The sequence below is a fragment of the Aeromonas sp. 2HA2 genome (assembly GCF_029237345.1).
GTDB classification, from domain to species: domain Bacteria; phylum Pseudomonadota; class Gammaproteobacteria; order Enterobacterales; family Aeromonadaceae; genus Aeromonas; species Aeromonas salmonicida.
The window spans coordinates 334,834-348,537 of record NZ_JAACGB010000002.1; the positions used below are offsets into that span (position 1 = coordinate 334,834).

The following is a 13,704-nucleotide window of genomic DNA, read 5'->3' on the forward strand; positions in this document are numbered from 1 at the left end:
TCTGCGGTGGTGCAGTTCTGTTCATCACATCATTTATTTTTTATGTTCCGATTCTTGGCTATCGGACAATTCCAAGAGTACGTTCGCGGTGCGAAATATCAATGGAAAGTTCCCACCAAGTTTCAAAAATATGACCGAGTGCAAATAATCATGGATCTTGGTGTGGACACTCCCAGCCCGCTCATATCGCAGCTGATAGCGTTTTCAAGTGAAATGACCTGCCGATGAGGGCGGATCTCTTACAAGGAGCATAACTTTTTTCGTTAACCTGTATGCAACAGATAATTTTGTGGCACAAAAAAAGATATGCCCCCACGTCGGGACGCAGGGACAGGGCGTTTGGGAGGGGAGTCCAGCGGCTGATTCAGGCCTGATGGCCGAGAATACGGGGGATCTGGCTGGCTTGATGATGGATGTGTTCAGACACCTGAACCGAGAGCCGGCTGCCCTGGCGGGCATGCTGGCTGATGCGAGCAATCAGGTCGGCGAAGCTGGCCAGCTTGTGCTCCTGGCTCTTGGCATTGTCCGCCCCTTGCAGGGCGATGACGGCTGTGCTGCGCGCCATCTCTCTCACCGCCTGTGTGGTCTGGCGCAACTGCTCCGCCTGCTGGCGCTGGGCGGCTGCTTCTGTGGTGATCCGCGCCAGCACAGTGCCGAGTTGATCGCCGGATTGGGTGAGTCGCACCAGGATCTCGGTGATTTGGCCAAGGGAGCGCTGGGTATCGGCGGAGAGGTGGCGTACCTCGTCTGCCACCACCGCAAAACCGCGCCCCTGCTCGCCCGCTCTGGCCGCTTCGATGGCCGCATTGAGTGCCAGCAGGTTGGTTTGCTGGGCGATGTGGCCGATCACGTCGACGATGGCGGTGACGTCATCCACCGAACGCTTGAGCTGGGTCAGGGCGATGTCGCTTTCATCGATGGCAAGCCCGGTCTGGGCGGTGGCCTGCAACATGCCCCCTACCAGCAGCTCGCTCTGGCTCATGGAGTGTTCGTTGTGCTGGGCATGCTGTGCTATCTCGGCGGCCACCTGATGGACCTCGCCGGCCAGCTGGTTCAACTCGCTCATCATCAGGTCGCTCTCGTCCACCGCCTGCTCGGTCGTGCGGGTGCTGTGGTGGATCTCTTCGACCTGATTGACCATGCCCTGCAGGCTCAATGAGACCGCCGACAGTTGGCCCTCTTTCTGCTGCTGATCCAGTTGCAGGCGAACGATGAGCCGGTTGTAGCTCTCGACTATGTCGCTGAGTTCGTTGCGCTCGCGCCCCGGTGGCAGGGTTTCGGCCTGGCCTGTTTCGTCAAGTTGCAGAAACGCACCGCGCAGCCGCAGCAGCGGTTTGACCAGCCAGCGACGCTGCACCAGTGCAAACAGCAGGGCGACCAGTACCAGACAGAGCGCCAGACTGCCGAGGATGAGAGCCAGCTCCTGGTTGACGGCCTGCCGCCCGGCGGTGAGCTGCTCTCCCATCTCCCCGCTTGCTTGCAGCATGCGAGTGATGTCCTGTTGCACTGCCTGGTGGGCCGTCTGTTGTTGTTGCAGCGCCTTGCGGCTGTTTTCCAGCTCTTGCGGATAGCGCTTGAGCAGGGAGAGCAGTTCGCTGCGCGGCTGGGCGCCGAGCTCTTTGCGCACCGGCTCGCCCAGGGTGAACTCGTCGACGGGGGGGGCCTCAAACAGCCCAAGCGGCGGTAGGGCGGCCAGTTGCTCAGCCTGTTTTTGCAAGGCGGCGAGCTCGAATTGCAGCCCCTCCAGCAGTTTGGGGCTGGCCTGCTCCATGTAGTTCTGGCGCAGGTGGCCCAGCCCCGGCAGGGCAGCCAGCAGATCGGCCGCCCCTTTGCGGTAAGCCTCGGCACTGGCCTGATCCGTACCCGGATCCATGGCTCCCTGCTGGCCGTAGCGCAGCAGTGCCCTGGCCTGGGTGGTCAGTTCGTTCTCGGCATTTTGCAACAGCCACTGGCTGTTGCCAGAGAGCTTGCCTGCCGCCAGATAATCGCCATCGATGCGCTCTCCCATCTTCTCGAGCAGGGCGCGCAGCGGGGCTGTCAGCTGCTCGTCCTGCTGTGCCAGTTGGCCGAGCGCCAGCTGGCGCACCGTCTGGGCTTCGGCCAGGCGCAGGGGATCGCCGCTGCTCAGGTAGTCGCGCAAGGTGCCTTGCAGGGTATCGGTCAGCCGTTGTTGCAGCCGTTCATGTTGATGCTGGGCTTGCTCGGCCTGATCCAGCTGTTGCCAGCCATGAAACAGGGCGCCGACCTGTACGCCAGCGACCAGCAGCAGTACCAGGGAGGAGAGGGAGGCATAGTGGGCAATTTTCACGTCAGAATTCCTGCTTGAGCCAGGGGACTGGAAGTCGCCGTGAGCTTAAGCAGGAAAGATGGCGTTTTTATGACATCCGGTTCATGACTGCGAAGTCATGACAATGATGATGCTGCGGGCTCCTCCTGCTTGCGGACCGCAGGTGACTTGCCCAGCATGCCAAGCAGGGCCCCACCCATGATGAAGGCACCGGCCAGCAGATGGCGGGAAGTCAGCTCCTCTCCGTTGAGCAGCACCAGCAACAGTGTGCTCAGTAGCGGTGTCAGGTAGGCAAGCGCTCCGATACGGCGCGGATCCCCGTCCCGCAATGCCAGATACCAGGTAACGAAGGCCGCACCCATGGGGCCGAGGGCGAGCCCGACGATGAGCCACCAGTCGTCGGCGGGGATCTGCGCAATGGGCAGCGGCCCTTCCAGCCACCAGGCGAGCAGCAACGCCAGTAGCCCGGCGGGCAGGCAGGCCGCCGCCGTCACCACGGCCGGTGCAGGTGGCAGACGGCGGGAGAGCACCGAATAGGCCCCCCAGATGATGGCGGCACCCAGTGCCAGCAGGTAGCCCGGCAGATAGGCGACCTGCAGTTGCAACTCGCCGTTGACCATCACCAGTACGGATCCGGCCAGACCGAGCGCGCCGGCCAGCAAGTGACGGCTGTGCAGCGGGTGACCGGGCAGCAGCAAGGGGGTGAACAGTATGATGAACAGGGGCCAGAGGTAGTTGATGAGGTTCGCCTCCAGCACGGGGGCGTGCCGAAAGCTCATGAACAGCAGCAGGTGATAGAGCAGCAGCGCTGTGATGGTCACCAGCCAGCTGACCGGACGGGCCCGCCACTGGCGCCAGAACGGCAGGGCGCCGACGCCACAGAAAAACAGCACCAGGCCCACCAGCACCAGTGGCGACACGCTGGTGACCCGGGAGGTGAGCGCCGCCAGCGAGGCCCACAGCAGTATGGTCAACAGCGCAAGGCCGGTGGACTTGTCCCACCACGAAGAACCCGACATCCAACACTCCTTTGCAAGATGAATAAGATGGATAAAAAGAGGGCCAGTCTAGCAGACCGACCCTCCCTCCTGACCATCCCTGTTTTGGTCTGGTTGTCGACTATTTACTGGCTGAGCGCTGGATCACTTCCCCCGCTTTTTCGATATCCCTGCCGACACCACTGACGGTGTTGCAGCCCATCAAGAGGGCGCAGCAGAGCAGCAGCCCATATTTCATCTGTTTCATCTTGTCTCCTCCCGGGTGAGCTAGGGCATCAGTTTCAGCAAGCGTCCGTCAGGGGCATCGGTTAGCAGATAGATGGCGCCATCCGGTCCTTCCTTGACGGTGCGGATCCTGGCACCCAGCTCGGTCAGCAAACGCTCTTGCGAGACTATCTTGTCTCCCTCCATCTTCAGGCGCAACAGGGCCTGACCCCGCAAGGCACCGACCAGCAGGTCTCCCTGCCACGCCTTGAACAGGGTGCCTTGATAAAACGTCATGCCGGAGGGGGCGATGGAGGGGACCCAGATCCACTTCGGCGGCACCATGCCGGGGGCCGCAGTGCCCGAACCAATTTTGCCGCCGCCATACTCTTCGCCAAAACTTACGCTGGGCCAGCCATAGTTGCGGCCGGGCTGGATCAGGTTGACCTCATCGCCGCCCTGGGGACCGTGTTCGTGGGCCCAGAACTGGCCTGTGACGGGGTGCAGGGCAGCCCCCTGCATGTTGCGATGACCCAGACTCCAGATCTCGGGCAGGGCCCCGGCTTGCTGCACAAAGGGGTTGTCTTGTGGTACCCGGCCATCGAGATGCAGGCGTATGGTCTTGCCCAGGTGGTTATCGAGGGACTGGGCCTGATCTCGCCCCCGATAGCGATCTCCCAGCGTGATATAGAGGTAGCCATCGTCCCCCGTCAGCAGCCTGGAACCAAAGTGGGCACTCCCGCCCATTTTCGGCTGCTGGCGAAACAGCAGTTGCCACTGGTGTAGCCGGTCATCTTGCAATCTGGCACGGGCCACTGCCGTGCCTGCACCGCCCTGACCCGGTTCGCTGTAGCTCAGATAGATCCAGCCCTCCTTGTCCTGGGCCAGATCGAGCAATCCCCCCTGGCCGGCGCTGGCGATGGGCGGCAGTCCCAGCACCGGATGGCGCTTCCCTTGCGGGTCGATGCGCAGCAAACGGCCTGTCCGTTCGCTGATCAGAAACTCCCCGCCCGGCAACAGCACCAGGCCCCAGGGATGGGAAAGCCCCTCGACCAGCGGGATCAGGGTGATGGCCCGGACAGGCGCTATCAGACAGAGCAACACTACCAGCAGCCTGAACATGTGGGCCTCCTCTACAGTGAGCGGTCGAAATACAAGTTTCCGGATTGGGTCAATATCGCTGAAGATCGCTGAAGTATAGAGAGACGTGACAGAAGAATCAGAAGCAATGCGCCCCTGTACGAGCCGGAATTAGGGAGTGTCTGTCAGATGTCTGGTGTGTGTTGACGAAGAAGGGGAGTGAAAGGTTTGCGCTTTTGGGTTAACGATGAAGAGTTCATACAACAAGGGGTTAGCACCATGATGATGCTAACCCCTTGTTTTATATGGTGCTCCCGACTGGAGTCGAACCAGTGGCCTGTCCCTTAGGAGGGGACCGCTCTATCCTACTGAGCTACGGGAGCTTTGTGGCGGGCATTATACAAGAAGCCGCTCCCTTTTAAACCCTTGATTCTTATTCCAATACTGCCAAATCCCCGATCTGGATGTTAAACGGTGAATATTTGTTCTGGCTGCTGATGATGGCGCCATCCTCGAATACCTGTACCACTTCGAACAGGCCGTCGGCCGGGTTGCGCATCATGCGGGATTTGCCGTAAGGATCGATGAAGTCGGCGCTGTGCTGGATGCGGTACTGATCCCCCAGCCTGACGCCGTTGCGTCGGCCGAGATTGATGTGGGGGCCCCGCTCGTTCTGACCTATCACCCGGGCGGTAACCGGGGCGCAGTTGAGCTGGGCGACCAGATCCTGCGCCGCTTCCTGCAACTGATAATTCACCTCCTGGCCATAGCTCGACTGCCAGAACTGGCCGCTGCTGCTGCCGACCTGGTCCCGCTTGCCGAAGGTCCAGTTGGCACGCCCCTGATACTCCTTGCGGCTGATCAGGCTGCCGTTGATGCCATCGAACAGGTAGAGCTGCATGCGAAAATTGCGGATGGGGTCTTCATACCAGCTGGTCAGCTGGTTGCCCTGAGGCTCGAGGGAGAGGTCGTCTATGCTGCCGAGCACCAGATACTGGCTGTCGGTGCGCAGGCTGAGGGCCTTGATCTCCTCCAGAGCGCTGCGATCCCCCTGTTGCAGGTGGAGCGGGTCGATGCGCAGGTTCTCGTCCAGCCACTGACGGGCTGCCACGCCTTGCGGTGCGTTGGCCAGGGTCTCGAACATACGGCGTGACAGGTTGGCAGGCATGTCGTCGAGGGCGCCGTAGCTAGCCTGATCCGGATAGCGCAGCCGCAGCCTGACCAGTGTCAAATCCTTGGCGTAATGCTGGGTCTGGCATATCTGGCGTTCGGCCTGGATATCGGCCTGTACCGTGATGTACATGCGGCCGTTGCGCACCTCTTCCCGCTTGAGCCGGTACTGGCGAATGTCGCCACCGGAGCGGATCTGGATCTGCTCGGAGCGCAGGCTGCCGTTTTCTAGGCGCTGTATGCTGGAGACGGCAGCGCCGCTCGCCAGCAGGGCCTGGCGCAGGGCGTCGCGGGTCGCCTGCTCACGGGCATAGGCCTCGTCGCCCCCCAAAATGGCGGCACTGCCCTGGGCTTCGATAAGCTCGGCCCGGGCTGACAGGCTGGCCAGCAGCAGGATTAACAGCAGCGGTAATTTCATGACAAACACCTTGAATATGCGGGTCGGCGCATTCACTCCTGTCGAAGTGACGGCGCCGGCCGATACAGACCACAGAACCGTGTCAGTTGCACAGCACACTGCAAATCAAAAGCAAGATTCATGCCTCATTCCTGACTCAAGCTTTGGCCGGTCGAACCGATAACGAATCAGGTGCAGATACAGGAAAGGTATCCATGAACAAACTCATCACGGCGTTGGCCCTTGCGCTGGCCCTGACCAGCTGTAGTTCCGACCCCATCAACCGGGATCAGGGTGACCCTCGCCAGGCCGCTGCTGGCATGGAGCTCAACTGGCTGGTGGCCCGCATGACCGATCAGCTGATGGAGCGCAAGTCGCTCACGACCCTGACCGAGCCCATCGCTGTCTCCTCTTTCGTCGATCTCGATACCCTGCAGGACACCAACTGGATGGGGCAGCAGATTGAGGAGAGCTTTATTTACGAGCTGAACCGCCGTGGGGAAGTGGTGGTGGACTTCAAGATGACCGGCAGCATCAAGGTAACCCCTCAGGGTGACTTCGTGATGAGCCGCAATTACAAGGACCTTTCCCCCCGTCTGCCCATCTCCCGCATCCTGACCGGCACCTTCAGCCGCAATGGCAAGGGGATCCTGGTCAATGCCCGCATCATAGATCTGCGGACCAAGATGGTGGAGACCACAGCCCAGAGCCTGATACCGCAAAAATACCTGTTTGGCGCCAACAATTCGTTCGGCCGGGCCTCCATCAACCGTGGTTATCTGATGCGCGATAGTCAGGCGCGTCCCGGCGGCCATCTGGTCAACCTGACGCCCTGATATAGGAGTGAGCACAATGAAAATCCTGTTTGGATGCCTGCTGGCCCTGCTGCTGACCGCATGCAGTGGCAATCGGGTGGTCAACTACGGTGGCAACAACAAGCCCGATGACTTCCCGGTGCTCAAGGCGGTCGGCTATGCGGTGATCGATATACAGCCCGGCCCGTCCCAGTCTGAGAAGATGCTGCAAGCCATCCGGGCCTCCAAGATGGATGCCTACCGCGAGCTGGCTGAACAGCTTAATGGCCAGCAGGTGCGGGGGCAGAGCAGCTACAAGGACCTGACCCAGACCTCCAATTCGCTGGATGTGTCCGTGGCCGGCATGGTGCGCGGCGCCCGGGTGGTGGCCTCCTATCCCCGTGGCAATACCTATGCCACCGAGATGGAGCTCGATACCCGTGCCCTCTACAACATCAACCAGTTGATGGCGGGTCAGTTCTGACGGCGTGCCGAGCTGAGGTAAAAACAAAAAGGCGAACATGATGTTCGCCTTTTTGTTTGCTGGTACTGTCAGTTGCCCATCAGGACCGGCGGCACTGTGGTCGGCTTGACGTCTTCGCTCGGGTAGCAGCCAAGCACCTTGATGTAGCGGGTGAGCTTGGTCAGCTCGATCAATGCGGCTTGCATGGCCGGCGTCTGCAGGTTGGCGGAGACATCCAGATAGAACATCTCTTCCCAGGGGTTGCCCTGTACCGGCCGGGATTCAAGCTTGGTCATGTTGATCTCGTTGTTGCGCAGCACCAGCAGCGCCTCCACCAGGGAGCCCGGTTTCTGGGAGGTGGACATGATGAGGGTGGTCTTGGCCGGAATTTGCGGCGCTACGTCGATGGGTTTGCGCGCCACAACGATGAAGCGGCTGTAGTTCTCCTTCTGGTTGGCGAGCTGTTCGGCCAGCACGTTCAGGCCATAGAGCTCACCGCCGGCTGCGCTGCCGATGGCGGCGGCATCGGGGCTGGCCAGCTCTTTCACCTTCATCATGGCGCTGGAAGAAGAATCGCAGATCTCGTGGCGCGCCCCTTCCAGCTTGCTGAGGTAGTAGGAGCACTGCTGGAACACCTGGGGATGGGCGTAGAAAGTCTTGATGCGACCCAGCTCTGTCGGCACTGCGGTGAGGATGCAGTGCTCTATGGGATAGGTCAGCTCACCGACGATGGAGAGGCTGGTGTGCTGCATCACGTCATACACCTCGTTGATGGAGCCCGAGCTGGTGTTCTCGATGGGCAAGACGCCAAAGGCGGCGCGCCCTGACTCCACCGCATCCAGCACCTCGCGGAAGTTCTGGCAATTCACCTCTATCACCTGATCCTTGTAGCGGGCCAGATACTTGCGGGCCGCCAGGCTGGAGTAGGAGCCGCGCGGGCCTAGATAGGCGACGCTGGTCATGGGCTCCTGCTGCTCCGGGTTGAGCAGGCTCTGCAGATAGGCCTGCTGGGAGAGCACCGAATCTTCGATGATGGTGTGGTAGATGCGGGTGATGTACTGGGCATCCAGCCCCAGCAGCCGGCCCTGCTGGATCAGGGCGACCAGCAAGTTTTGCTCGCGCTGGGTATCGCGAATGGGACGGGGATTGGCCTGCTTGGCACGGGCGACCTCGATACTGAGAGTCTTGCGCTTGGCCAGCAGGGCAAGCAGCTCCTGATCCAACCGGGTGATGTCTTGTCTGATCTCGTCGAGCGTAGCCATGATTGTTCCCTATCCAAGTAATCGATTGTTGTAGCTGCAAAAAAAAGCCTCCACTAGGGGAGGCTCGATTCGTCTTTGGTTGCTGTTCACGCGACGACAGGGCCTTCCCTCATGTGGGCCGGATAAACGAGAAAGCAAAGAAGAATGGTGCGTGCATGGGTCTTGTCCTGAAAATATCGTCATAACCATTAAGGGATTTGGACCCGGGATGCAAGTAAAACTTGCCCGTGGGGTGCGAACAGAGCAGGGTATTTGCTGGCGCTGGCCGGGGCGCTAAAGAGCTGGATTGGCACTGTCAGCCTGGTGGCAGAGGCATATGGAGGAAGTGAACATGGCGATTATTTTCGATCTGGGGCGGGTGGTGGTGAGTTGGGATCCTGTGGCCATAGTGCGCTCGGTCAGGGGGCCGGACGGCGCTGAGGCGTTGGCGGAGCGGCTGTTCAACCACCCGGACTGGTTGGAAGTGGACAGGGGCACGCTGTCACTGCATACCATGGCCCGTCAGGCGCAGGAGCGTACAGGTTTGTCAGCGGCAGAGAATCTGGCCATTTTGCAGGCTGTGCCCGCTTCGCTCTTGCCGGATCCCGCTATGCTGACCCTGATAGCCGAGCTACATGGCGCAGGCCACACTCTCTATGCGCTCTCCAACATGGGCCATGCCAGCATCGACTGGCTGGAGCAGCAGCTATTCTGGCGCTTCTTCAGCGGCAAGGTGGTATCGGCGCGGGTGCGGATGATAAAGCCGGAGCCGGATATTTACCGCTACCTGCTGGTGTCGTTTGATTTGAAGGCCGATGAGTGTCTGTTTATCGATGACAGCCCCGCCAATGTGGCCGCTGCCGAAGCGCTGGGGATCAGGGGCGTGGTGTTTACCGATGCGTATAGCTGTCGTCAGCAGCTGGTATCGCTGGGCTATCTGCCCGGTTGAGTTGACTGTAAGGAATGCTCGAGGAGAAGTCATGGAGCATGGCCGGTTTCGCAATTGGTTGAGTCACTATCCGGATGCTGGCTTGCTGATTGCCTGCAAGGATGGCAGCGGTTACCAGCTCTGCGTCGATGTGGATGGCGAGATGCAATGTCTCACCGACAGTGAGGGGGCACGGCTGACATTCGGCTCCCTCGAACAGGCCGAAGGCTTTTTGCGAGCACATAGAGTGCACCAGGCGAAACTGCGGATTTATGACTCCATCCAAGATGAAAATGAAGATAATTGTCATGAAATTATAATTAAATTCTGATTAAACTTGTTTTTTAAGGGTGTATTCAGGATTGCACCGGCACAATGGCCGCCAATTCATCATCCGGTGCTGTCGTTATGGCTGCCAATATAGTTGTGCTGAATCGAGGATACGATCAGACCTTTCAGACCAGGGAACAGTCACTTATCGAGACCCTGGCCAGTTACGGCGAGCTGGTGGTCTCCTTTTCTGGCCGACTGGAATCCTGCTACAGCATGGATTTGTGCCGTGCCAGCGGCGTCCGGATCCGGGCCATCACCCTGGACAGCCCGACCCGCCACCGCAAGGAGATAGCGCGGGCCAAGCGCTACTGCCAGCGCTACGGTATCGAGCAGATCGTCATCAAGACCGACGAGATGATCTTCTGCGATCACCTGCGTCACCTCAACGAGGTCATCGACCCTGTGCGCTATATCTGCCACCTCATGGCGCAGGAAACCGACTGGAGCCATCTGCCCATGCTGTTGCCCGCACCGGTCGAGGAGCAACAGGAGTACCTGCGTCGTTTTGGCAGCCTGCCGGCCAACACTCTCTGGCTGTTTGCCGAGCAGGGCATGACCCACAGGGATTTTCGCTATGGTTTCAACAAGCGGCAACTGGGGCGCTGGGGCAAGAGTGCCTATGGCTGCTTGAGCCGCCGCTTCTCCGATCCCGAGCTGGTGGACAAGCATCATCTGCGGATGGTGGACATGGCGGAGCAGATGCTGGCCGACATGGGGTTGGAGGAGGCGCAGGTGTTCTTTCATACCCTCTCCGATCAGGCGACCACGCTGGCGCGGGTGAGAGTGCCACCGAAGCTTCGTGCTCAGGCCTTTGATCTGCAACCGGATATCCTCAATGCCCTCAAGAGCACAGAGTTCGATTTGGTGACCCTGGACATGGTGCAGGAAGAGGATCGACAGGAGTCTCTGCGCTGAGACGAGCGCCACGGCAGAGGACAAGAACGTGAGTCGTGTCATAGGCAAGCCGGAGCCGACTCTTTATACTGACGCCCTTTTCCATCGACGCCGAGCCATCACCCTATGAAACCCTTGTCCCGCCTGCTGGTTGCCCTCTGCCTGTCCCCCCTGCTGGCTCAGGCCGCCCCCATGACCCAGGTGACCCTGCCGGATGGCCGCCAGGTGCAGCTCAACGATGACTTCACCTGGGAATATCTGCTGATCAAGCCGACGACGAGCGGCGAGAGGGCCACGGGCGCGGTGGCCGTGCCTGTGCTGACCGAGCAGGCGATGACCAATCCGGACCTGCTGGCTCAGGCGGTCAAGGACGGCATCGGCGTCAAGCTCGACAAGGTTGAGGGCTCGGATCCCTTGCTGCTGCAATTCACGGTGAGCAACACCGGCACCCGCAGCGTGGTACGGGTGCGCGGCACTGTCACCCTGTTCAGCGAACAGGGTGCGCAGCTGGCCAGACAGGAGGCCCGTTTCTGGGTCGGTGAGAACCGTCTGCCGGAATCCTATCTGCGCAAGGGGCAGCAGCGTCCCTCCCTGGTGCTCGAGATGCCGCGCCCGGCCGGCCTGACCGGCAACCCCCTGGTGCGGGTCGAGATTGAGGAAGTGGAGTTTCGCTAAACCCTTGCCAAACAGGCTCCATAACGGAGCCTGTTTCAGTTCAATTGTTAACCCGGTAACCGCCAGCAACAGTTGCTTACATCTGACATGATTTGGCAACAGCTTGCCGCTCGGCATTCTGCACGCCCCTCGGCACAATGACTCCATTCCAGCTAGGTCTCAGCTAGCTCAACACGAGGAGTCATCAAAATGAAAAAAGTTGCACTTTCTGTTCTGGTTCTGGCCGGTTTCGCTTCTACTTCCGCTCTGGCACAGGATGCCTTCAGCTACGCCAAGGGCGGCCTGACCTGGGCCCACACCAAATCCGACTACATCGGTGGCAAAGACAGCAACAACCGCGACTTCGGTGGTCTGAACCTGGACGTCTCCAAGAGCTTCGGTTCCAATTTCTATGGCCGCATGGGCAGTGAATACACCTCCCGCAACGACGGCAATGACAGCATGGGCATCTCCAGCCTGGGTCTGGGTGTCTACACCCCGCTCAGCACAGGTCTGAACCTGTACGGTGAAGCGGGTCTGATGGGCTACAGCATGGAGCGCCAGCAGGCTGCCAACGTGAACAACACTGGCTGGGACAACATCAACCGCAAGAACAGCGGCAGCATGTATGGTGAAGTGGGCCTGCGCTATGACATTGGCGCCGTCGAGCTCTCCACCGGCTACCGTTACGCCAACATGACCGACGACATGCAGGACTTCAAAGTGGGCGCCGCCTACAAGGTGAGCCAGAACCTGGCCCTCACCGCCGACTACACCTATCGCAACTGGGATCTGCAAAAAGGTTCCATCTCCAGCCTGGGTGTGAAGTACAGCTTCTGATCTTCCCTCCCGCAGTGTCTTGATTGCTTGCCCATGACGTCAGTCATGGGCTTTTTGGTTTCTGGTGATCCAGATGTCGCCCTTGCGCCGTATTCAGTCCGCAATAGTTATACAGCTTCCATTCTTTTGTATAACTGCTATAACTGAATCAAGGCTTATACAAGGAGCGCCAATATGTACAAGATTAAAGTCGGTATCAGTGCCTGCTTGCTGGGACAGGAAGTGCGGTTCGATGGGGGCCACAAGCGCTCCAGTTTCTGCGAACGGGATCTTGGCGCTCACTTTGACTATCACCCCGTCTGTCCCGAGATGGCCATCGGTCTGGGATCGCCCCGCGCCGCCATCCGGCTGGTCAAGCGCAACGGCGAAATACGCGCCGAGGCGAGCAACGGCAGCTTCGATGTCACCGAACAGCTGATCGCCTTCAGCGAGCAGAAGGCTCGCCAGCTTGACTTCATCTCCGGCTATATCCTCTGCGCCAAGTCACCCAGTTGTGGCATGGAGCGGGTGCGTATCTATGGCGCCAACAACGAGGGGAGTGCCAAGGAGGGAATTGGCCTGTTCGCCAAGGCGTTGATGGAAGCCAATCCCCTGCTGCCGGTGGAGGAAGACGGTCGGCTGTGCGATCCCATACTGCGGGAAAATTTCGTGCTGCGGGTCTTCGCCTACCACGACTGGCAGCAACTCTGCGCCCAGGGGCTGACGGCCGCGGCGCTGATCCGGTTCCACTCCCGCTACAAGTATCTGGTGCTCTCTCACGCCACTACCCACTATCGGGCGCTGGGCAAACTGCTTGGCAACCTTGGCAAGGCCAACTTGCAGGAGGTGGCCGACAGTTATATCAAGGGGCTGATGACAGCGCTGACCCTGAGAGCCAATCGCCGCAGCCACACCAATGTGCTCATGCACCTGCAGGGCTACTTCAAGCGGGTCTTGACTCCTTCCCAGAAGCAGGAGCTGGCCGAGACCATCGACAAGTACCGCACCGGCATTTTCCCGCTGCTGGTGCCGTTGACCCTGATCCGCCACTACCTGCGCGAATACCCCAATCCCTATCTGTCCGGGCAGGTTTATCTCAATCCTCATCCCGATACGCTCAAGCTTCGTTACGGGCTCTGAAAGTGCAGCTTGGTATGGTCGAGCAGGTCTCTATCCCGACCTGCATCCCGATACGCTCAAGCTTCGTTCCGGGCTCTGAAAGTGCGGCTTGGTATGGTCGAGCAGGTCTATCCCGACCTGCATCCCGATACGCTCAAGCTGCGCTACGGGCTCTGAAAGTGCGGCTTGGTATGGTCGAGCAGGTCTATCCCGACCTGCACCCCGATACGCTCAAGCTTCGCTACGGGCTCTGAAAGTGCGGCTTGGTATGGTCGAGCAGGTCTATCCCGACCTGCATCCCGATACGCTCAAGCTTCGTTACG

At 59.9% G+C, this 13,704-nt stretch carries 14 protein-coding genes, 1 tRNA gene and 1 other annotated feature; of the genes, 8 read left to right on the plus strand and 7 right to left on the minus strand.

What is annotated here, in order from left to right; genetic code table 11:
• Positions 1-364: 364 nt before the first annotated feature.
• The 6 genes from GWQ29_RS04975 to GWQ29_RS05000 all read right to left on the minus strand — a co-directional run bounded on the left by GWQ29_RS04975 (position 365) and on the right by GWQ29_RS05000 (position 6,157).
• Complete coding sequence (locus GWQ29_RS04975; RefSeq protein ID WP_275918880.1) at positions 365-2,308, minus strand: methyl-accepting chemotaxis protein; 1,944 nt, start codon at positions 2,306-2,308, stop codon at positions 365-367.
• A gap of 95 nt (positions 2,309-2,403) precedes the next feature.
• Positions 2,404-3,306: a DMT family transporter gene (locus GWQ29_RS04980; RefSeq protein WP_275918881.1), complete on the minus strand. Its 903-nt coding sequence runs from the start codon at positions 3,304-3,306 to the stop codon at positions 2,404-2,406.
• Between the two features lie 100 nt (positions 3,307-3,406).
• Entirely contained in the window at positions 3,407-3,532 is a 126-nt protein-coding gene (locus GWQ29_RS04985) for an entericidin A/B family lipoprotein (protein ID WP_021140529.1), read from the minus strand.
• Between the two features lie 20 nt (positions 3,533-3,552).
• Complete coding sequence (locus GWQ29_RS04990) at positions 3,553-4,611, minus strand: PQQ-dependent sugar dehydrogenase (protein WP_275918882.1); 1,059 nt, start codon at positions 4,609-4,611, stop codon at positions 3,553-3,555.
• Positions 4,612-4,875: 264 nt separating this feature from the next.
• A tRNA-Arg gene (locus GWQ29_RS04995) sits at positions 4,876-4,952 on the minus strand.
• A 50-nt stretch (positions 4,953-5,002) separates the two neighbouring features.
• Positions 5,003-6,157 (minus strand): flagellar assembly protein FlgT, encoded by a 1,155-nt coding sequence (locus GWQ29_RS05000; RefSeq protein ID WP_125606212.1) that lies wholly within the window; start codon positions 6,155-6,157, stop codon positions 5,003-5,005.
• A 194-nt stretch (positions 6,158-6,351) separates the two neighbouring features.
• Here GWQ29_RS05000 and GWQ29_RS05005 point away from each other — a divergent pair, with 194 nt between their 5' ends.
• Both GWQ29_RS05005 and GWQ29_RS05010 read left to right on the plus strand, forming a co-directional pair.
• Positions 6,352-6,972 carry a FlgO family outer membrane protein gene (locus GWQ29_RS05005; protein WP_005311899.1) on the plus strand — a complete coding sequence of 207 codons (621 nt, stop codon included), beginning with the start codon at positions 6,352-6,354 and terminating at the stop codon, positions 6,970-6,972.
• A 16-nt stretch (positions 6,973-6,988) separates the two neighbouring features.
• A complete protein-coding gene (locus GWQ29_RS05010; protein WP_021140532.1) occupies positions 6,989-7,414 on the plus strand; it encodes an LPP20 family lipoprotein in 426 nt (141 codons plus the stop codon).
• 68 nt (positions 7,415-7,482) lie between these two features.
• Here GWQ29_RS05010 and pheA read toward each other — a convergent pair whose 3' ends face one another.
• Complete coding sequence (pheA, locus tag GWQ29_RS05015) at positions 7,483-8,655, minus strand: prephenate dehydratase (protein ID WP_265461599.1); 1,173 nt, start codon at positions 8,653-8,655, stop codon at positions 7,483-7,485.
• A 38-nt stretch (positions 8,656-8,693) separates the two neighbouring features.
• Positions 8,694-8,816, minus strand: a sequence feature (Phe leader region).
• A 170-nt stretch (positions 8,817-8,986) separates the two neighbouring features.
• On the opposite strand from pheA, the gene GWQ29_RS05020 reads away from it, so the two are divergent.
• The 6 genes from GWQ29_RS05020 (at position 8,987) to GWQ29_RS05045 (ending at position 13,402) form a co-directional block, all read left to right on the plus strand.
• Positions 8,987-9,583, plus strand: a complete 597-nt coding sequence (locus tag GWQ29_RS05020; protein ID WP_275918883.1) for an HAD family phosphatase — start codon at positions 8,987-8,989, stop codon at positions 9,581-9,583.
• A gap of 31 nt (positions 9,584-9,614) precedes the next feature.
• Entirely contained in the window at positions 9,615-9,893 is a 279-nt protein-coding gene (locus GWQ29_RS05025) for a DUF6482 family protein (RefSeq protein WP_005311907.1), read from the plus strand.
• 44 nt (positions 9,894-9,937) lie between these two features.
• A complete protein-coding gene (locus GWQ29_RS05030) occupies positions 9,938-10,810 on the plus strand; it encodes a hypothetical protein (RefSeq protein WP_234595732.1) in 873 nt (290 codons plus the stop codon).
• Between the two features lie 105 nt (positions 10,811-10,915).
• On the plus strand, positions 10,916-11,464 hold the full coding sequence (locus GWQ29_RS05035) for a DUF3157 family protein (protein WP_275918884.1): 549 nt from the start codon (positions 10,916-10,918) through the stop codon (positions 11,462-11,464).
• Positions 11,465-11,653: 189 nt separating this feature from the next.
• Complete coding sequence (locus tag GWQ29_RS05040) at positions 11,654-12,283, plus strand: outer membrane beta-barrel protein (RefSeq protein ID WP_087756313.1); 630 nt, start codon at positions 11,654-11,656, stop codon at positions 12,281-12,283.
• 174 nt (positions 12,284-12,457) lie between these two features.
• Complete coding sequence (locus GWQ29_RS05045) at positions 12,458-13,402, plus strand: DUF523 and DUF1722 domain-containing protein (protein ID WP_059167975.1); 945 nt, start codon at positions 12,458-12,460, stop codon at positions 13,400-13,402.
• Positions 13,403-13,704 lie beyond the last annotated feature (302 nt).

What these genes read in the sequence shown, in the direction of transcription:
- GWQ29_RS04980 (WP_275918881.1), bottom strand. Translation starts at nt 3,306, where the DNA reads ATGTCGGGTTCTTCGTGGTGGGACAAGTCCACCGGCCTTGCGCTGTTG.
- GWQ29_RS04985 (WP_021140529.1), bottom strand. Translation starts at nt 3,532, where the DNA reads ATGAAACAGATGAAATATGGGCTGCTGCTCTGCTGCGCCCTCTTGATG.
- GWQ29_RS04990 (WP_275918882.1), bottom strand. Translation starts at nt 4,611, where the DNA reads ATGTTCAGGCTGCTGGTAGTGTTGCTCTGTCTGATAGCGCCTGTCCGG.
- GWQ29_RS05000 (WP_125606212.1), bottom strand. Translation starts at nt 6,157, where the DNA reads ATGAAATTACCGCTGCTGTTAATCCTGCTGCTGGCCAGCCTGTCAGCC.
- GWQ29_RS05005 (WP_005311899.1), top strand. Translation starts at nt 6,352, where the DNA reads ATGAACAAACTCATCACGGCGTTGGCCCTTGCGCTGGCCCTGACCAGC.
- GWQ29_RS05010 (WP_021140532.1), top strand. Translation starts at nt 6,989, where the DNA reads ATGAAAATCCTGTTTGGATGCCTGCTGGCCCTGCTGCTGACCGCATGC.
- pheA (WP_265461599.1), bottom strand. Translation starts at nt 8,655, where the DNA reads ATGGCTACGCTCGACGAGATCAGACAAGACATCACCCGGTTGGATCAG.
- GWQ29_RS05020 (WP_275918883.1), top strand. Translation starts at nt 8,987, where the DNA reads ATGGCGATTATTTTCGATCTGGGGCGGGTGGTGGTGAGTTGGGATCCT.
- GWQ29_RS05025 (WP_005311907.1), top strand. Translation starts at nt 9,615, where the DNA reads ATGGAGCATGGCCGGTTTCGCAATTGGTTGAGTCACTATCCGGATGCT.
- GWQ29_RS05030 (WP_234595732.1), top strand. Translation starts at nt 9,938, where the DNA reads ATGGCCGCCAATTCATCATCCGGTGCTGTCGTTATGGCTGCCAATATA.
- GWQ29_RS05035 (WP_275918884.1), top strand. Translation starts at nt 10,916, where the DNA reads ATGAAACCCTTGTCCCGCCTGCTGGTTGCCCTCTGCCTGTCCCCCCTG.
- GWQ29_RS05040 (WP_087756313.1), top strand. Translation starts at nt 11,654, where the DNA reads ATGAAAAAAGTTGCACTTTCTGTTCTGGTTCTGGCCGGTTTCGCTTCT.
- GWQ29_RS05045 (WP_059167975.1), top strand. Translation starts at nt 12,458, where the DNA reads ATGTACAAGATTAAAGTCGGTATCAGTGCCTGCTTGCTGGGACAGGAA.